We start from the raw sequence: 19,881 nt of genomic DNA on the forward strand, positions 1-19,881 counted from the left end.
AATAAGAGAACCTGGTGTTATGACCGAACTAGCCAAAGAAATAACCCCCGTCAATATTGAAGACGAATTAAAATCCTCTTATCTTGATTATGCGATGTCTGTTATTGTCGGGCGAGCTTTACCTGATGTACGTGACGGACTAAAACCTGTCCACAGACGTGTTTTATTCGCTATGCATGAAGCTGGATATGATTGGAATAAACCTTACCGAAAATCTGCTCGTGTTGTTGGGGACGTAATCGGTAAATACCATCCACATGGTGATTCTGCTGTTTATGACACAATAGTTCGTATGGCACAACCATTCTCATTACGTTATATGCTTGTTGATGGTCAAGGTAACTTTGGTTCTGTTGACGGCGACTCTGCAGCGGCAATGCGTTATACCGAAATTCGTATGCAAAAATTTGCGGGTGCATTGTTGACGGATTTAGACAAAGAAACAGTAGATTTTTCGCCAAACTATGATGGATCAGAAATGATTCCTGATGTGCTGCCAACGCGTATTCCTAATTTGTTAATCAATGGGTCATCAGGTATTGCTGTTGGTATGGCAACCAATATTCCTCCGCATAATTTAGCTGAAGTGATTAATGGCTGTTTGGCATTTATTGAAGATGAATCTATTTCTGTTGATGGATTGATGGAACATATTCATGGTCCTGACTTTCCAACCGCAGCTTTAATCAATGGTCGCAAAGGTATCGAAAATGCTTATCGAACTGGTCGGGGTATCATTTACATTCGTTCTAAAGCAACGATTGAAGTTGATGATCATAGTGGCCGTGAAACGATTATTGTCAACGAAATTCCGTATCAAGTTAACAAGAAAAAACTGATTGAGAAGATTGCAGAGTTAGTTAAAGACAAAAAAATTGAAGGCATTTCAGCGCTGCGCGATGAATCAGATAAAGATGGTATGCGTATCGTTATTGAAATTAAACGTGATGCCGTTGGTGAAGTTGTTCTAAATAATCTTTTCTCATTAACTCAGCTACAAGTCTCTTTTGGTATTAATATGGTGGCCTTACATAAAGGTCAACCAAAACTATTAAACTTACGAGAAATGATCGAAGCGTTTGTTCTTCACCGTCGTGAAGTGGTAACGCGTCGAACTATTTATGAACTTCGTAAGGCGCGTGAACGAGCACATGTATTGGAAGGTTTGGCTATTGCATTAGCTAATATCGATCCTGTGATTGAATTAATCCGAGCTGCCGCGACACCTTCTGAAGCGAAAGCTAAATTATTATCGCAAGCATGGCAACTAGGTAATGTTGCGGCAATGCTTGAAAAAGCGGGTAATGATGCCGCTCGCCCTGAAGATTTAGCGCCAGAGTTTGGTATTCGTGATGGTCATTATTATCTTTCTGAAGCTCAAGCCCAAGCTATCTTAGATCTTCGCTTACATCGTTTGACAGGCCTTGAACACGAAAAAATTCTTGATGAGTACAAAGAACTATTAGTTCAAATTGCTGGTTTGTTACATATTTTAGCGAGTCCAGAAAGACTAATGGAAGTTATTCGTGAAGAGCTTGAAGCGGTTCGCGATCAATTCCAAGATGCAAGAAGAACAGAAATTACCGCAAGTAGCGCTGATATTAATATTGAAGACTTAATTGCTCAAGAAGATGTTGTCGTTACACTCTCTCATCAAGGTTATGTCAAATATCAACCACTCTCTGATTATGAAGCGCAACGTCGAGGTGGTAAAGGTAAATCAGCAACCAAAATTAAAGAAGAAGATTTTGTTGAGAAGTTATTAGTTGCTAATACTCATGATACTATCCTTTGTTTCTCTAGCCGTGGTAGATTATATTGGATGAAAGTGTATCAATTACCTGAAGCCAGCCGAGGTTCTCGAGGTCGTCCAATTATTAACTTGTTACCACTTGAGGCTGATGAACGCATTACGGCAATTTTACCTGTTCGTGAGTTTGATGATGAACATTGCGTATTTATGGCAACAGCGCAAGGTACGGTCAAGAAGACTTCACTAATTGAATTTAGTCGTCCGCGAAGTGGTGGCATTATCGCTATTAACCTGCGTGATGATGATGAGCTTATTGGCATTGATTTAACCAGTAATGAAACGTCTGATACCGTTGATGATGAAGAACTGAATGATGATGTCGTTGGTGATGAGACTGATAATGATGAAGAAGTCTCGCAAATCTCTAATACAGAAGACATTATGTTGTTCTCTGCTAATGGTAAAGTTGTTCGATTCCCAGCTAATAAAGTTCGCTCTATGGGACGTACTGCGACGGGTGTTCGAGGTATTAAGTTAGAAGGCGATGATAAAGTCGTGTCACTCATCGTTCCTCGAGGAAATGGCGCAATCTTAACTGCAACTCAAAATGGTTATGGTAAACGGACTGAACAAGAATTATATCCAACTAAATCACGCGCAACTAAAGGAGTAATTTCTATTAAAGTCAGTGAGCGCAATGGCGCAGTAGTTGGTGCAGTACAAGTTGAAGAAACCGACCAAATCATGCTGATTACCGATGCAGGTACCTTAGTACGAACTCGAGTATCAGAAGTTAGTATTGTTGGTCGAAACACTCAAGGTGTAACTTTGATTCGAACTGCCGAAAACGAAAAAGTTGTCGGATTACAACGAATCGCTGAAACGGAAGATGATGATGAATCGCAATTGTCCCAAGAAAATTATGACAGCGATGATTCCGCTCTAGAATCCGAAGAATAATTTTTAATTATAAAAAAGGATTAGCCATACAGACTAATCCTTTTTTATTTTCGAAAACAGTGAAAAGGAATAGAATTATATGTCTTTCTTGATAAAAAAAATCTTAACTAATCTTGCATGGCAAATATTAATTGCCTTGATTTTAGGTGTAGCTGTTGGTGCTTTTCTGTATGAACTTGCCGATCCTAATCATACGTTACATTCATATTACCAATTTTCAATTGTGAATATTTTCCAACCAGCTGGTGATATTTTTATTCGTTTAATTAAGATGATTGTTTTACCAATTATACTTAGCACATTGACATTAGGTATTGCTGGAATTGGTGGTTCTAAACGTTTAGGGACATTAGGATTTAAAACCATTCTATATTTCGAAATCATTACAACAATTGCTATATTATTAGGCCTTTTATGGGGCAATGTTTTCGCGCCAGGTGCAGGAATCGATTCTTCAACTTTAGCCACCGCTGATATTAGTAAATACACTAAAGCAGCCGAAGAGTTAAGTGGCAAACCTCATGGTTTGATTGTTATGATATTGGATATGATCCCAGCAAATATATTTAAAGCGATGACTGATGGTGCGGTTTTACCGGTTATTTTCTTTTGTGTATTTTTTGGTTTAGGTTTAATGTCTTTACCAGATAAACAACGTGAGCCATTTGTATTCTTCTTAAAAGTAGTATCAGATACTATGTTTAAAGTGACCAATATGATTATGCGTTATGCTCCAATTGGTGTATTTGCATTAATTACCGTAACTGTTGCTAAATATGGTTTTGCTTCTTTACTACCGCTATTAAAACTGATTCTAACTGTATATTCTGCAATGATCATTTTTACATTAGTGATATTAGGTGGAGTTTGTAAACTATGTAAATTCAACATCTTTACCTTATTAAAAATATTGAAGGAAGAATTAGTTATTGCTTTTTCTACAGCAAGTTCAGAAACAGCATTACCAAAAATCATTGAAAAGATGGAAGCCTATGGGGCACCAAAAGCAATCACAAGCTTTGTTATTCCTACTGGATATTCATTCAATCTTGATGGCTCAACATTATACCAAAGTATCACGGTTATCTTCTTAGCACAGTTATTTGGTATGGATTTAAGTATCTTAGATCAAATTATCATTGTAATTACATTAATGATTGCATCAAAAGGAATTGCTGGAGTACCAGGCGCTTCTATTTTAGTACTATCAGCAACACTTGGTAGTGTTGGTATTCCACTTGAAGGCATTGGTTATATTATGGGTGTTGAACGTATTTTAGATATGGGTAGAACAGTTGTTAATGTTGTTGGTAACGCATTAGCAGCGATTGTTATTGCGCGTTGGGAACATGTTTTTGATGATAAAAAAGCAAAAGCGTATGAGCAAGAATATTTAAAATAATTCTGTTGTTAACTAATGTTGTAATTATTATATTATAAAATATAAAACTACCTGTAATGACAGGTAGTTTTATAACTTGTTTTTAATAACTTATTTTTATAATTATTAGAAATATTTTGTCATATCAAATTCAATTCTTTCTCCATCAGGACCACTAATAAGAAAAAAGCTTACTTCACAATGCTCTCTTTTCTCATAAATTGGCCCCTCATTGATCTCGTAACCAAGCTCTTTTATCTTATTAAGCATTCCGTCAATATCATTAACTTCTAGTGCAAAATGTTCAATACCATTGTGAGTTTGAGTTAAATCGGTATAAATATTATCAGGTAATTGATACAGTTCTAATGTAAGCTTTGGTGAAGTTAAAAACTCTACGTGCACTTCGCCACTTTGAACTTTTTTGGAAAATTTTTCTGTAACTATAAAACCTAACGTTTGATAAAAAGATGAGGATTTATCAATGTCACTAACTTTTAAACCCAAATGGGCAATGCCTGTAATTAAATTATTCATGTTAGATACCTTTTTTCGAACAATAGTAACCATAAAATGCAACGTAGATAAAACAGCATAGAGGTGCGGTAAATGCTATTTGCATATTTCCCTGATTTAAATCAGAAATAATTCCCATAATTAGTGGAATAACTGCACCACCAATAATTGACATAACGACAATAGATCCTGCAGTTTGAGTATCTTTACCCATTCCTTTAATGGTTAATCCGAAATTAGTTGGCCATCCAGGCGCCATACAAAAACTAATGGTAGTTAATGTTGCAATGGCCATGATCCCAGAGCTCATTATTGCTATTGCTAATAAGATAACTGCCAGAATAGCAAAGATACTCAATAACTTAGCAGGACTTATTTTTTTCATTAAAAATGTAGATACAACTTTCCCTAATGCATAGAAAAGTAGAGATATAAGTAACCAATAAGTAGCATTATGTTCAGATGTGCCCGTTTCTACTTGTTGGACGAAGCGAATAGTAAAACTCCAGACGCCGACTTGCGCACCGACATATAAAAACTGAGAAATGATACCTAAAGTAAAACGAGGAATAGCAAAAAGTCGTTTTAAAGAATGAATTAAATTTTCATTTTCTTGGTTTTCTATCGAACTAGCTTTACATGCAGGAAATTTGACAAAAATAAATAGCAACGCAATTAAAACTAATATTGAACCGATCATTAAATAGGGGGTAACTACCTGTCCAACCATTTGATGCCTTGCTTCATCTGCCGCTTCTGGTGTCATTTGCAACAATTCAGCATGGCTAGGATCATTTTTACCAAATACTAATTGTTGACCGATTAGAACACCTAATATAACTCCAACGGAATTAAAAATTTGTGAGAAATTAATTCTTTGTGTTGATGTTTCTATGGGACCTAACAAGCTTGAATAGGTATTACAAGATGATTCAAGAAATGACAAACCACAAGCGATAATGCCTAAGCAACCAAGAAATGCATAATAGGTCATTGATGAGGCTGCTGGTATAAATAAAAAGCATCCAGTCGCATATAACATTAAACCAATAACAATTGCTAATTTGTAAGAAAATTTTTTAATTATAGCTGCTGCTGGTAGTGCAATAAAAAAGTATCCTAAAAAAAATACTGATTGTACTAAAGCAGTTTGTGTATCAGTAAGATCAAACCCTTTTTTAAACTGTGCAATTAAAATATCATTTAAATTAACAGCCATTCCCCAGAGTGCAAATAAACAACATACTAGAATAAATTTTGCCCATGGCGTTTTTGTTAAATAAGCACTACTATCTAAAGTAGATGATTTATTAGTCGTATTCATAATAAAACCTTAATATCTAAAAATAATTAGTAATAATTTATTAATTACTACTAAATCTGTTCATACGTTCAATTGCCTGCTGATAGGTAGTCATACATGCCGCTCCAATATATTCGACACTCACGGCTGCAAAAGCAGAACTAAATAACGCAGCTTGTTTAATATTTTGTCCATTAGCAATTTGAGCAGCTAAGGCTCCGTTGAAAGCATCTCCAGCACCAGTTGTATCAACAGGATTTGCTGGAAAGCAAGGGATCCAAGTTTTGGTTGAATGATCTGAAAGTAGTGAACCTTTTGCTCCCATAGTGATGATGATTTTCTTAACACCTTTTTGGTGTAGATAATCAGCAGCATATTCTGCACTTTCTTTATCAGTGATTTTTTGACCTGTGAGAAGATAAGCTTCTGTTTCATTGGGGGTTAACAAATCAACTTTTGATAATAACTTATCACTAACAGGTTGAAATGGTGCTGGATTTAAAATAGTAAATGCATTGCTATTATTAGCAATATCAATTACTTGATTGATAGCCGAAAGATTATTCTCAAGTTGGACTAATACTACATCTGCACATTTTATTGCTGGTTCACATTTTTTAATTTCTTCTTCTGTTACAATCATATTTGTACCAGGATCGACAGAAATCATATTTTCAGCATTTTTTCCAGCAACATAAATTAATGCATTGCCTGTAGCTCGCTCATTTGAACTTAATATTGTTACAGCATTAAACCCGACTTCTTTGAGATGACGGCGAGCAAAATAACCAAAATCATCTTCTCCGATTTTCCCTATATAATGTACGTTTGCCCCAGCTTTCAATGCTGCTGTGGCTTGATTAGCACCTTTTCCTCCTGCAGAAATCTTACTTGATCTGGCAACTAATGATTCACCTGGCATGGGAAAACGCTCTAAAAATGCAGTTATATCAAGATTAAAAGATCCGAAAACACAAACTTTTCCTTTCATTTAATTGTCCTTTTACTATTTGATAGTTTTAATAGCGTTATTGATATCAGTCGTCATTCTTTTCCAAGCTTCATCTAAAGAGAGATTCTTTTTAAATAGTCCTGAGCTTCCCATAATTAATACTTCAGCTCCTGATGAGAGCAGTTGATGATAAGTATTTGCATTACAAGAACCATCAACCTCAATTAGAAATTTAAAATTATTATGTTTTTTCAATTCAGAAAGTTTTTTTATTTTTTGTTGCATTTCTGGAATAAATGGTTGACCAGCATAGCCTGGATCAACAGTCATTATGGTAATTTTATCAAGTAGATGAATATATTCTGATATGTATTCAATAGGTGTTGCTGGGTTTATGACAATTCCCGCTTTTTTATTTAATTGATGAATATGATTAATTACCCTAAAAGCATTAGTATTAATTGTTTCTGCATGAGGACAGATAAAATCAGCACCAGCATTTGCCATTTGATCAATAAAATCCGTAGGGTGTTCCACCATTAAATGGACATCTATTGGTATAGACGTGTGAGGTTTAATTTGTTCAATGAAGAAAGCTGAAAGTGTGATATTTTTAACAAAATGGCCATCCATGATGTCGATATGCAAAAAGTCAGCATGTTGATTAAAAAATGTTAATTGATCTTTTATATTAATTAAATCCATACACATCAAAGATGGGGAAATTTTATACTGCATAATTATTCTCCTTATTACTAGAACCACATTTTTATCTAGTTAAGAAGAGATATTTAATTAAGCTAATACAACCTCGACGCTGTGCCAATCCATTTCTTTTTGTAATAATTTATCGATATTTTTATCGGTAATCAGTACATCAATATCGCCTAAGTTACATATTTTTGCGTAGGCATTTTGATTAAATTTGGTTGAATCAGCTAATACAATGATTTTTCTTGCTGTTAAAATCATCTGTTTTTTCAAATGAGCATGATATTCATTGTTGTCACTTAAACCATTATCAAAATCTAATCCATCGCAAGAAATAAATAATGTATCTATAGTAAATTCTGCCAACATTTTTTCGGTTAATGTCCCAACCATATCTTCATTTTTGGCAAAATAGGCACCACCTAAAACAAAAATTTGAATTTGACTTTTTGCTGCTAATGTCTGAACAACATTTATTGAATGAGTAATAACTGTCATATCAACATTTGGCAGTTGTCGAGCTAAAAACCAGCAAGAAGAACTACTATCTAAAGCGATACGATCTGCATTATTTACAAACTGCAATGCTTTTCGAGCGATGCGGGTTTTTACCTCTGTGTTAACTAAAATCCGTTGGCGAAATGAGCGATTATTATTTAATATGGAAGGCACTATAGGTTCACTAGAGATAGTTGAGGTGAGAACTGCGCCTCCATGGCTGCGACGAATTAAGTCCTTTTCCTCTAAAGCCCTTAAATCTCTACGTAGTGTTTCTTTAGATACGCAACAGATTTTTGCCATATCATTTACTGTCATACTAGTGTTTTGACTTAGTAATTGAATGATCATTTGTTGCCGTTCTAGTATTAACATAATATCTCCTTAACTGCCTTGTCATTTTAACTTTGTAAAAATTACCATTTTGTGTATGGAATCTGTTTTGTTATCTGTTTTGTTTTGTTAATAATAAAATGTGATAAAGCACACAATTACCTTATTGAATAGTTCAATATTTGCTCAACTTTATTCCTATTATTATCTGAATCAAAAGCAATCGGTCAAAATCGGTGTATAAAATCATGTTTGATTTTGACTGAATTTGACCGAATTTTTTTAATAAACTAATAGTAGTCTATTTTGAAAGGTAATGCTTCTTAGCTGGGATTATTTTTGCTAAATATGTAATTGAGGGACTTTTTATTTGGGTGGTGGGAAATGATTTATTTTAATTATAAAAAAACCCAGTTTAAGCTGGGCTTTTTTATTTTTGAGTAAAACTATTTAATTTTAGCTTCTTTATAAACAACATGCTGACGAACAACGGGATCGTATTTTTTGATCTCCATTTTTTCAGGCATGGTTCTTTTGTTTTTGCTAGTGGTATAAAAATGACCGGTACCAGCAGAAGAAACTAATCTAATTTTTTCACGTACACCTTTAGCCATGATATGGTTTCCTTATTAGTACTTTTCACCACGGGCACGAAGTTCAGCTAAAACTGCATCAATACCCTTTTTATCAATAGTACGCATACCTTTAGCTGATACACGTAATTTTACAAAACGTTTTTCACTCTCAATCCAAAAACGGTGAGTTTGAAGATTTGGTAGAAAACGACGTTTAGTAGCATTCATCGCATGAGAACGATTATTTCCCACTAAAGGACCTTTTCCTGTTACTTGGCATACTCGTGACATGTCAATAATTCTCCGAAATTTCTATGCTTAAGCCTTGGGCGTAATATGTTAATGGAATTAACCTCGTCAGGCTTTTAGTTTGCTGCAGTTCTATTTGAGAAGCAGTCTAACCTCTCACACTACACCCATAATAATGAGGTAGCGAAGTATACGCTTTTACTGGCAATTTCTCAAGCATTATCTTATCTAAGCTTGAAAATAAGTTTTTAATTGAAAAAAGATTAATAAGGCTATATTGGTTATTATGGCGAAATAATTATCGCATAATACGTATTGTTTTTGTTCAATATATAATGATTTAATCTTATAATAATGATGTTTTAATAGTATAGATTTTATCTATTAGCCTTAATTTACTAACTTTCAAGGAGATAGTATGAGTCAGTTTACGCCATATAGTATCTATGGCATTATCGGTTATCCTTTGGGTCATAGTATGAGCCCACTTATTCATACTACATCATTTCAAGATTATGGTATTCCAGCCGTACTTGTGCCTTTTCCAACACCACCAGAAGAAATTGCGACACTTTTTAAGTCAGTTCGATTACTTAATATTCGGGGTTTATGCGTTACCATTCCTCACAAGCAAACCATCATTCCTTATTTAGATGAAGTCACCGATCACGTTAAAAAAGCTGGTGCTGCCAATTTAGTTTATTGGGATGGTGATAAACTTTGCGGTGATAACACAGATATTATTGGTTTCATGCAACCATTAGTACAAAAGAAAGTACCAGATGAATATAAAAAAGTCTTAGTACTTGGTGCAGGAGGAGCGGCTCGCGCGGCGGTTGTTGGCTTACATGATCTTGGATATAGCGATATAACGGTTACCGATATTGTCACTGATCTACCAGAAGCGTTAGCGAAAGAGTTTAATCTCAAAATAGCAGCTTGGGAGGATAGAGATAAAGTTGAAGCACAAATTATCATTAACTCAACGCCATTAGGTATGCAAGGTAAATTTGAAGAGCAAACCCCTTATGAACAAGCGTGGTTCAAAGGTAAAGGTATTGCTTATGATATTGTGTATACACCATATAACACGAAGTTTAGACAAGAAGCAGAAAAAGCAGGATGGGAATCGATTTCTGGACGTGAGATGTTTATTGGTCAAGCAAATGCTCAATTTAAAATTTGGACAGGAAAAGATCTTTCTGATAGAGCAAAACAAGCAGTGATTGATGCTTTAGCAGGAAAATAAACGTTAAAGACATCCACCTCATTGAATTGAGGTGGAGTTAATCTTCATCTTAAGAATTTACTAAATCTATAAAAGTAGTAAGTGTGATTAGTAAATTTAAAATGTGATTAAAAAGGAGTATTTATGACTAATTTAGAGTTACAAGCATTTCGCCGTTTTCTAATGCTAAAAGTATCAGAAGCAAGTGAGTATATTGGTAAAACTGATGTGAAGACCTGGCACGATTGGGAAAATGGCACTTTACCTATTCCTGAAAATGTAGCAACAGCAATGAGAGAATTAAAAAACCTTCGTAGTGAAAAAATAAAACTGATTATTAATAGCATTAATGACCGTGTTGGCAGCAATACTATTCGTTATTTCATGACATACCAAGAGTTTAAAAAGGTTAATCCTGAACTTGATGTTATTCAATGGCGGTTACATCAATCAATTGCTACTGAACTTTACTTTCGAGGTTTAGAAAAGTTGTGTTGATTTTTATGCGCAACGCTAAATTTACTTTAAACAATATTATGTAAATTGTAATAATTTATTTACACTCTCACTTTTTATTATTATTCATTAAATCAAATAGATAGTGTGTAAATAAATCATTCTGTAAAAAAATATTGCAAAAACAAAAATGAATCACTAGCATAGGTAGCTTATATTGAGAGCGGTTTATCAAGAAGGACCCAAAATGAAGAACACAATTTTTTTAGTTGGTGCAAGAGCTGCCGGTAAAACCACAATGGGTAAAATGTTAGCCAATAAGTTATCATTTTCTTTTATTGATACAGATTGTCATTTACTTGAAACTACACAAAAAACCGTTGCTGAGATTGTTGAAAAAGAGGGTTGGGAAGGTTTTCGTGCTAGAGAAAGCCAAGTTCTTATTGATACAGCTAAGCCAAATAGAGTGATTGCAACTGGAGGTGGTATGGTGTTAGCCGAGCAAAATCGACAGTTTATGAAACAAAATGGTATCGTCATTTTTCTATCTGCTCCGGCTGCAACATTAGCGGCACGTTTGATGAAAGATCCTAACGTTGCTCAACGACCATCGTTAACTGGTTTGTCCATTTCCGATGAGATGGAAAAAGTGCTTGCTGAGCGTTTACCATTATATCATGATGCTGCTCATTATATTGTCGATGTTGATCAAGACGAAAATTTGATTCTAAATCAGATGATTGAAAAACTGAAAAGTCACTAACGGATCTCCTTTCATTTTCTTACATCAATTGTCCATTAAGCTATTTCTATAAATTAGTTTTTATCTAATTTTATCTTTTTGAATTTTTCAAAAAATACTTGCCATTAAATGAAAAATAAATAAAAATACAAAAAATATGAATAAATATTCATTTCGAGTGGTGATGCGATGAAAGAAAGAACAACTGAACTTGTTGATGGTTTAAGGCATTCTGTGCCTTATATTAATGCCCATCAAGGAAAAACCTTCGTTATTTTATTAACTGGTGCAGTTTTAAAAAGTAATAATTATGCAAGTATCATTAGTGATATTGGTTTATTACATAGTTTAGGTATTAAACTGGTTATTGTTAATGGTGCACGTAACCAAATAGATGAATCGCTGAAAAATCATAATATCCAACCTAAATATCATAAAAATACTCGAATAACCGATGCCTCAACGCTAGAGATTGTTAAACAAGTAACTGGATTATTACAACTCAATATTACCGCCAGTTTATCAATGAGCTTAAATAACACTCCGTTACAAGGTGCCCATATTAATGTGGTTAGTGGTAACTTTGTTATAGCCCAACCATTAGGCGTCGACGATGGTGTTGATTATTGTCATACCGGAAAAATTCGGCGAATTAATAACGAAGCGATCGATGAGCAATTAAATCGTGGCTCGATTGTATTATTAGGTCCGGTTGGTGTGTCGGTGACTGGTGAAAGTTTTAACTTATCGTCAGAAGATGTTGCAGCCGAAGTTGCCATTCGTCTTAAAGCCGATAAGCTAATAAGTTTTTGTGCAGAACAAGGTGTACTTGATGAACAAAATCAGGTGATTACTGATCTGTTCCCAGTTGATGCTGATAATTATGTTAATAACAAACAACAAAGTGGTAAGCATCTATCTAGTGAGGCTCGTTTTTTACGTGCGGCATCTAAAGCATGTCGTAATGGGGTACGCCGTAGCCATTTGGTTAGCTATTTAGTGGATGGCTCTATTTTGCAAGAACTTTTTTCGCGCGACGGTATTGGAACACAAGTTGCAATGGAACATTCAGAACAAGTTCGCTTGGCAACAATCAATGATATAGGTGGAATATTAGAGTTAATACGACCACTTGAAGAACAAGGCATTTTAGTAAAACGTTCAAGAGAACAGTTAGAAATTGAAATCGATAAATTTACTATTATTGAACGTGATAATATGACCATTGGTTGTGCAGCACTTTATCCATATCCAGAAGAAAAGATGGGAGAAATGGCTTGTCTAGCCATTCATCCACAATACCGAAACTCATCACGCGGTGACTTATTGTTAGAAAAAATTGCAGAAAGTGCTAATAATTTAGGATTGGAAAAAATCTTTGTGCTTACCACTCGCAGTATCCATTGGTTCCGAGAAAAAGGTTTCAATCCAGCCGAAGTGGATGATTTACCGATTAAAAAGAAACAACTTTATAATTATCAAAGAAATTCCAAAATCTTAATGTTCAATTTGATGTAAAAACTTATCGCCAAGAAAAGGCCCGTATTGTAACGGACTTTTCTATTTGGATTAACTAAAGAGCCTTACAATGAATTCGGTGATTAACGATAATGATGTGAAATCAGGATCGGCAAAAGTCACACCTTCAACACCTAAAAATGCAAAGAGAGGCAATGCAAGCGCTGGTAATACACATAAAAGTAAACCGTTAACGAAAGCTGCAATAATCGCCCCTCTTGCCCCACCAGTTGAGTTACCAAAGATTGCGGCTGTACCACCGGTGATGAAACTTGCCATTATTCCGGGAATGATAATTGGCAAACCAATAAAAGGAAAAACAACTACGCAGGCTATTTCAGTAAAGAAGCTAACGATAAAACCTACTAATACACAATTTGGTGCTTTATCAAATAATACCATCGGATCGACCGCGGGAACACAACCCGGTGCGACAACTTGTGCAAATCCTTTAAAAGCGGGGATTATTTCTTCTGTAAAAATAGCGACACCTTTTTTAGCAATATAGAGACCACCGGCAAAGATTGCTGATTGTTCCAATGCAAAAATAATGAATGTGTTATTTTTGAGAATATCTTTTAAATAATCAGCAGAAGAAAAAGCACCAGATAAACATAGTAAGACAAACATAGTAATAAATGTCGCCACATCAGACTGCCTTAAAAAACTAAAACGATCATTGATTTTAATATGCTCAATATTATTCTTTTTATTTCCGAGCCATTTACCTAAATAAGATCCTATCAAATATGAAATGGTTCCGGCATGGGCAATACAGTAATCATTATTGCCTATTATTGTGCGGCTAAATTTAGAGAGTAAAGTTGGAAATACCGCCATATAAAGGCCAATAATAATTGCGCCAGAAGCAACAATAGTGTAGCCATTATAGCCCATCCCTTGTAAAACAGCGGTGAATGAAAAAGCCATAAATAGCACTAAGTGTAAGGATAAATAAATCGATTTAAAGCGGGTAAATCTTGCTAATAGTAGATTAATTATCATCGCAAAAAAGAGAATAAAAGCAGCGCTAGTTCCAAGTGATTCCATCGTCAACGCGGTAATAGCTTCATTACTTGGTACTACCCCATGCATTTTAAATGCGTGAGTAAACATGTTACTAAACATAATTAACACGCCACCCAAGATTTTACCGCCGGTTTTAATTAACACAAAGCCAATAAATGAAAGTAAGGTACCGGTAATAATTTTAGAAATTTTTGCTCGCTGTAAAACCAGACCGATAAATGCAACTAGTGCAATAATGATCGCTGGTTGGCCAAATATATTTAGAAAAAGCTCCATAATTTCACCTCAAACGCAATAATAAAATAATGAATCATTATAAGTAAAACGTTATTTCATTTTGTGTTTTCGATCACAAATTAACAAATGAAATATACAAATAATCAATTAGTAGCAAATTATTTATATTAATTGCTGATGATTAATTAATCTTATTTTAAATAACGCTTTCTTAAGGTTATTGCAGTTATTTTGTAAAAATAATTGAGGAGTCTATACCGCGTTACTAGTTTTGAGTATAGGAAACGGGTTATAAAGCAAGTGGCAGTGGGTAAAAGTGATTTTAGTTACGAATTAATGAGATAGAGGAAAAAGTCAACTATGGTTAATGCCTATTTTAGGTTAAAATCAATCAAAATATGAGTGTTATCTATTTTGATATTAAGGCGTCTAATCGACAATCAAAACAGGTAACACTCTTTTTATAGACTCTTTATTAAATTGGATCTGAACTAATCAGTTAAATGACTATTTGTTAGTTATTTGGCTACCTTTTTCTTTAATAACCTCTGGTCCTTTTTCTACTTTAATTTCAGTTTTACTAAACTCTACCGAGGCATTACGAACTTTAAAACCATTTTCAGCTTCAATATTGATGTTAGAAAATTTAATCTGATTGAACGGTTTTTCTGGCGTTCCAATGATAAAGCCTGCGTAATTAGTATTACCTTTTACAGTAAGGTTATTGAAGTTAATGTTATTGAAGTAAGGAGTTTCGTCTTTTTTATACGCTTTTGGTTGCTCACTATCAGCAGGATAAATTTGATCGCCTAACATAAATCCACCAGCAAATTCACCCTCTTGCAACGCTTTGATTCGCGCATCTTTTGTGGTTGGGGCTCCTTTGTAATAAGCAGACAAGACAATTGGTGTTTTTACATTTATCATTGTTGTATTGTTATATTGAATATCTTTGACTTCTCCACCTTTACCTCTTGGCGATTTTATTCGAATACCATACATTGCATCGGTAAAGGTATTATTTTCAGCCATTAAATTGCTCACACCGCCATTGGTTTCTGAACCAATAGATAATCCGCGACCAAGCATAAAGTTATTATCTGCAATATAAAAATCATGGCTATGGTTGCTGATTGTCGATTTTATTGCGACGTGATCATCGCCAACACTAATGTTATTTTTGGTGATGCTAACTCTTCGACTATTCATCGGATCGATTGCATCCGTGTTTTGCCACCAAGCCGGAGCGAATATGGTTGTTTTGTTAATCGTGATGTCTTCAACATTATTAAAAACAATATGGAAACTTGGTGAATTTTGTATGGTGACGCCTTCAATTAAGATATTGCTCGCGTCTTTAAAAAATAGCAGACGCGGGCGATTTGTTGGTCCTTTTTTACCCGCTTTACGAGTTGCCGCGCGATATTTTTCTAAAAGCGTTGAACCTTGCCCATCAATAATACCTTCACCTGTAATGGCTACATTTTTTTCTTCTGCAATATTAATAAATGCAATCCATTTATCTGCTAATGGCCATAATTTAGAGGAGCCTGACCATTTTTGTTGTTCTTCTGTCGGATGATAAGCGCTTTCTTCAGCTGCAGCTTGTAACACAGCACCTTTTTCTAAATGAAATTCAATATTACTTTTTAAAAATAACGGTTCAGATAGGTAATAACCAGCAGGGACAATAACTTTACCGCCGCCACTTTGTGCACAATCATCAATAGCGGCTTGAAATGCTTTGGTATCATACCAAATACCAGTAGCCTCAGCGCCATAGTCTCTAATATTACATTGCTTAGACGCAATATTCAGTTTGTCTAAAGTGACAGGAGAAAATGAAGGGGACGCTAAAACAGTAAAACTGGCGGTAAGTGTGAGTAAACTGATAGATAATCCATTTTTTATAGTTAATTGATACATGTTTTTCCTTAATGAAGAATAAAAAGATGAAATAGTGAATATAAAAATGATTATCTTGGTTTATAACTTAAGAATCTGTTAATGGAGTCACAAATATGAAAATTAATTTATAAAAATTGAAATGTCATTTTAATTTGTGATGTGCTGTCTATATATCGATTTATTAATAGAATTAATTAACTAATTGATTAGCCAATTCATCACTAATGATTAATATATCGATATAATTTGCATTTAATGCAGCAATCAAACTATTGAGTTTTTGAGGATCACCGCTAGCACATATTTTTAGCGGGATTTTTTTTAGATTTTCTAATGTTATGCCAATAATTTGATCATGAAATGGGGTTTGTAATTCCTCACCATTTTTGTCATAAAATCGCGATAAAATATCACCGACAATTTTTCTATTGGTAATTTTTTGAAAAAGCTCACCATAAAAACCATACCAAATTGAGCTTTTGGATATAGCTGGGCAGCCAATACTAAATAAAGCAACCGTGATTTTATCCCACCAATTATTGAGCTCTTTCATATGGTGAGTTTTTTCAATTTCAGTTTTTAGATTAGCAGTATCAACGATCGCAGGGTAATCAATTAATATCGCTTTGCTTTTAAGTTTATCTGAAAGTTTATAAGCAATATTATTGACGTGGTATTTAGTTTCGATCTTGCCAGAAGGGCCACCGATCATTGGCACGATAGTAACGTTTTCGAATGTAGTATTATCATTTTTTAAGCTATTTACAATATAATTGATAGATCGGCCCCAAGACACACCAATTACATCGTTATCGGTGATATTTTTGAGTAGAACATTTGAAGCCACATTACAAACAATCTGGTTTTTGCTTTCATTGTCGATATCAAGATTGACTGGCACGACAATTACTTGTTTCAAATGGTATTTATTACAAATTTTTTCCTCTAACGCGATATCTGGTAACAGATTATAATTAATCGAAATTGAAACAATGCCTAGCTCTCGGATTGTTTTTAACATTCGACTAATGCTTGATCGATGTATATTAACGATTTTTGCTATTTCCGATTGTGTTTTATTTTCTTCATAATACAGTTGGGCAATTTTTATTAACATCTTATGTTGTTCAAGCTCATCGTTGCTAAAATTTTGATTAATCATAGTAGCGTTATCTTATTATCTTTAGTTAGTAAAAAAACTCCGTATTTTTATTCACATCAAGAAGTCATTTATTTATGACAACTTGAAGTGAATAGAGTATACCAAAAAATCAAGAATCAATATCGGGAAAATAAGTTAAAACATAATCCTCGGCCTCTTTTGACCAAATACCATGATTTTTAGATAGTATTGTTTGTAAAGTAACATCATCCGTATTTTCATTTATCGATTTTAAACTTTTAAGATCGAATTTTTTGTGCGTATAAACTAGTTTCTTTCCACCTTTAATTTGATCCTGGATTTGAGAGACTTTACTCGCTTGATCGATTCCCATAATATGCGATACGATTTTTGCCACATCGACTGATCGTGATTCAATGAGTTTTACTGCTTCACGCATATCATTGGTATTGCCGCCCGAAGTACCAACAATATGGGTAAAGTTATAATGGACATCATAGAAATTAATTTCGGCTGAAAAGTTCTTATCTTGTGGACCGGCAAAAAAGTTAAGGCAACCGTCAATCGCCAATAATTGCGAGGCAAGTTGAATCAACTCTTTAGAAGGTAAGAAAACAAAAACATCATCAAAACTTCCAGTGGTGGATTTATCTTTTAATAATGAGGCTTGATCATCGATATTGGAAATATCTACAAATTCTAATTCAATACCATTACGAGATTGGTAAAGGGTTTTTAGATGTGCTATTTTTTCCTTGCTGCGACCAGTTACAACAACTTTTTTTGGCGCGATAGGACCACCTAATGCATAATCTATAGCCAACATTCCCATAGGACCGGTACCACCTAAAATAATCAGATTACCATTGGGTTTTATACCCATGATGTGTTCATAACTATTTGGTTTTAGATGAAAGTTAGCATTGAATGCACCAATGATACACGATAATGGTTCAATTAACGCGCCTTCAAAATAAGTTTGTCCATCATAAGGAATCAAACAGTCTTGCTTCAGTACATCATGATTAATTATCATGTAAGTCGCACAACCACCTGTATAAGGATAGGAATAACCCACGCAGTATGGACTATCGGCAAGTTGCAAATTAGCTTGAACGACATATTTTTGACCCGGTTTAAATTTATGTTGCCATTTTTTCCCAACTTTTATAATTTCACCGCAACATTCATGCCCAATAATAATCGGGTTATTTTTTAAATCCGGTGGTGTTTTTTTATGATTTTCACCTTGATTAACTAATTTTAATGAAGACATACACATACTATCAACAATGACGGTTACTAGAATTTCATCATCAGTAATTTCTGGAAGTTGAAATGACTCTAATCGCAAATCATTTTTTCCATACAATCTAACTGCTTGAGTTCTCATATATTCCTCTTATTTTTCAATTTGATTAAATTGCTTAAATTTGTTTAGTGGAAAGGTTCAAAGCGTGTTTGTTTTTTAGCAATCAAATCACTATTACTAACGTATTAGGTAATTCTGAACCCTTTTATTAATTTTGGACGATTAATTATTTTCTTTCTTTTTTCTCTCCCTAATGTTAGGCAAGAATACCTAAACCATAGCCAATAATACCCACCGCAAATAAGATAAAGATTAATATTATTGGACTTATTTTTTTCCTTAACAAATTCATCATTAAAAGTGTTAATGCTAGAGGTAGTAGGCCTGGCACAAGATCGTTAAAGATGCCTTGTACTGTCATAGTGACTTCTTCACCATTGATTCCGACAGTTTGTGACACAATTAGTGGGACATTTATTGAGGTCCATTTGGTGACCAATACGCCCATGATAAATAGGCCTAAAATTGTTGCACCTTCAGTTAATTTTGGCAGAATATTGCCTGAAAGATCTTTAACGATACCAATCCCTTTAGATAATCCATAAGTTAATCCATACCATTTCATTGCCAATCGAATTAAGTTAAATAAGACAAAAAACAATAATGGACCAGCGATATTTCCACTCAGTGCTAATGATGCACCCAGCGCCGCCGTTATTGGCCGTAACGTTCCCCAAACTAATGGATCACCTACTCCAGCTAAAGGACCCATTAAACCAACTTTTAAACTGTTAATTGTGCCATCAGAGATATCCGCACCATTTGCTCTAGCTTCTTCCATTGCCATGGTGACGCCGATAACAGGGCCACACATTGCTGGAGTTGTATTAAAGAATGTTAGATGTCTTTTTAATGCTTCGCGTTGCTCCTCTTTTGTTTTGTATACTCGTTTGATGGTAGGAATCATGTCAACACAAAAGGCTAGGGCATGAATTCGTTCATAATTAAAAGATGCTTGTTGAAAATTAGATCGAATAAACGTGCTAACAATATCTTTCTTTTGAATGGTATTTAACATTTCTTTCATAATAAAATCC

At 34.3% G+C, this 19,881-nt stretch carries 18 protein-coding genes; 6 read left to right on the forward strand and 12 right to left on the reverse strand.

What is annotated here, in order from left to right; translation table 11 throughout:
• The first annotated feature begins 19 nt into the window (after positions 1-19).
• Positions 20-2,713 (forward strand): DNA topoisomerase (ATP-hydrolyzing) subunit A, encoded by a 2,694-nt coding sequence (gene gyrA, locus AC5LXI_RS03360; protein ID WP_493443521.1) that lies wholly within the window; start codon positions 20-22, stop codon positions 2,711-2,713.
• A gap of 91 nt (positions 2,714-2,804) precedes the next feature.
• Positions 2,805-4,115 carry a glutamate/aspartate:proton symporter GltP gene (gltP, locus tag AC5LXI_RS03365; protein WP_493444243.1) on the forward strand — a complete coding sequence of 437 codons (1,311 nt, stop codon included), beginning with the start codon at positions 2,805-2,807 and terminating at the stop codon, positions 4,113-4,115.
• 105 nt (positions 4,116-4,220) lie between these two features.
• On the opposite strand, the gene AC5LXI_RS03370 is transcribed toward gltP, so the two are convergent.
• The 7 genes from AC5LXI_RS03370 to rpmB all read right to left on the reverse strand — a co-directional run bounded on the left by AC5LXI_RS03370 (position 4,221) and on the right by rpmB (position 9,273).
• Positions 4,221-4,631, reverse strand: a complete 411-nt coding sequence (locus tag AC5LXI_RS03370; RefSeq protein ID WP_493443522.1) for a VOC family protein — start codon at positions 4,629-4,631, stop codon at positions 4,221-4,223.
• A gap of 1 nt (position 4,632) precedes the next feature.
• On the reverse strand, positions 4,633-5,934 hold the full coding sequence (gene fucP, locus AC5LXI_RS03375; RefSeq protein WP_493443523.1) for an L-fucose:H+ symporter permease: 1,302 nt from the start codon (positions 5,932-5,934) through the stop codon (positions 4,633-4,635).
• Positions 5,935-5,974: 40 nt separating this feature from the next.
• Positions 5,975-6,904 (reverse strand): ribokinase, encoded by a 930-nt coding sequence (locus AC5LXI_RS03380; protein WP_493443524.1) that lies wholly within the window; start codon positions 6,902-6,904, stop codon positions 5,975-5,977.
• 15 nt (positions 6,905-6,919) lie between these two features.
• Positions 6,920-7,603 carry a D-allulose 6-phosphate 3-epimerase gene (gene alsE, locus AC5LXI_RS03385; protein WP_493443525.1) on the reverse strand — a complete coding sequence of 228 codons (684 nt, stop codon included), beginning with the start codon at positions 7,601-7,603 and terminating at the stop codon, positions 6,920-6,922.
• Between the two features lie 57 nt (positions 7,604-7,660).
• Positions 7,661-8,449 (reverse strand): DeoR/GlpR family DNA-binding transcription regulator, encoded by a 789-nt coding sequence (locus AC5LXI_RS03390; RefSeq protein WP_493443526.1) that lies wholly within the window; start codon positions 8,447-8,449, stop codon positions 7,661-7,663.
• Between the two features lie 404 nt (positions 8,450-8,853).
• Positions 8,854-9,021 carry a 50S ribosomal protein L33 gene (rpmG, locus tag AC5LXI_RS03395; protein ID WP_034884348.1) on the reverse strand — a complete coding sequence of 56 codons (168 nt, stop codon included), beginning with the start codon at positions 9,019-9,021 and terminating at the stop codon, positions 8,854-8,856.
• A gap of 15 nt (positions 9,022-9,036) precedes the next feature.
• The gene (gene rpmB / locus AC5LXI_RS03400; protein ID WP_034884345.1) at positions 9,037-9,273 is read right to left on the reverse strand and encodes a 50S ribosomal protein L28; all 237 of its coding nucleotides are present in this window, start codon (positions 9,271-9,273) and stop codon (positions 9,037-9,039) included.
• 376 nt (positions 9,274-9,649) lie between these two features.
• Between rpmB and aroE the strand changes: the two genes are divergently transcribed.
• The 4 genes from aroE (at position 9,650) to argA (ending at position 13,175) form a co-directional block, all read left to right on the forward strand.
• The gene (gene aroE / locus AC5LXI_RS03405; RefSeq protein ID WP_493443527.1) at positions 9,650-10,480 is read left to right on the forward strand and encodes a shikimate dehydrogenase; all 831 of its coding nucleotides are present in this window, start codon (positions 9,650-9,652) and stop codon (positions 10,478-10,480) included.
• A 123-nt stretch (positions 10,481-10,603) separates the two neighbouring features.
• Positions 10,604-10,957: an Aca2/YdiL-like domain-containing protein gene (locus tag AC5LXI_RS03410; protein ID WP_493443528.1), complete on the forward strand. Its 354-nt coding sequence runs from the start codon at positions 10,604-10,606 to the stop codon at positions 10,955-10,957.
• Between the two features lie 205 nt (positions 10,958-11,162).
• Positions 11,163-11,678, forward strand: a complete 516-nt coding sequence (gene aroL / locus AC5LXI_RS03415; RefSeq protein WP_493443529.1) for a shikimate kinase AroL — start codon at positions 11,163-11,165, stop codon at positions 11,676-11,678.
• 168 nt (positions 11,679-11,846) lie between these two features.
• A complete protein-coding gene (argA, locus tag AC5LXI_RS03420) occupies positions 11,847-13,175 on the forward strand; it encodes an amino-acid N-acetyltransferase (protein ID WP_493443530.1) in 1,329 nt (442 codons plus the stop codon).
• Between the two features lie 51 nt (positions 13,176-13,226).
• On the opposite strand, the gene ulaA is transcribed toward argA, so the two are convergent.
• From ulaA to AC5LXI_RS03445, 5 genes are all read right to left on the reverse strand, one after another.
• Positions 13,227-14,480, reverse strand: a complete 1,254-nt coding sequence (gene ulaA / locus AC5LXI_RS03425; RefSeq protein ID WP_493443531.1) for a PTS ascorbate transporter subunit IIC — start codon at positions 14,478-14,480, stop codon at positions 13,227-13,229.
• Positions 14,481-14,948: 468 nt separating this feature from the next.
• Positions 14,949-16,367 carry a glycoside hydrolase family 28 protein gene (locus AC5LXI_RS03430; RefSeq protein WP_493443532.1) on the reverse strand — a complete coding sequence of 473 codons (1,419 nt, stop codon included), beginning with the start codon at positions 16,365-16,367 and terminating at the stop codon, positions 14,949-14,951.
• A gap of 172 nt (positions 16,368-16,539) precedes the next feature.
• Positions 16,540-17,511: a sugar-binding transcriptional regulator gene (locus AC5LXI_RS03435; RefSeq protein ID WP_493443533.1), complete on the reverse strand. Its 972-nt coding sequence runs from the start codon at positions 17,509-17,511 to the stop codon at positions 16,540-16,542.
• A gap of 109 nt (positions 17,512-17,620) precedes the next feature.
• Positions 17,621-18,865 carry a zinc-binding dehydrogenase gene (locus tag AC5LXI_RS03440; protein ID WP_493443534.1) on the reverse strand — a complete coding sequence of 415 codons (1,245 nt, stop codon included), beginning with the start codon at positions 18,863-18,865 and terminating at the stop codon, positions 17,621-17,623.
• A 175-nt stretch (positions 18,866-19,040) separates the two neighbouring features.
• Positions 19,041-19,862 carry a mannose/fructose/sorbose PTS transporter subunit IID gene (locus tag AC5LXI_RS03445; protein ID WP_216819418.1) on the reverse strand — a complete coding sequence of 274 codons (822 nt, stop codon included), beginning with the start codon at positions 19,860-19,862 and terminating at the stop codon, positions 19,041-19,043.
• Between the last annotated feature and the right edge of the window lie 19 nt (positions 19,863-19,881).

This window comes from Gilliamella sp. LMG 34361 (assembly GCF_984569075.1).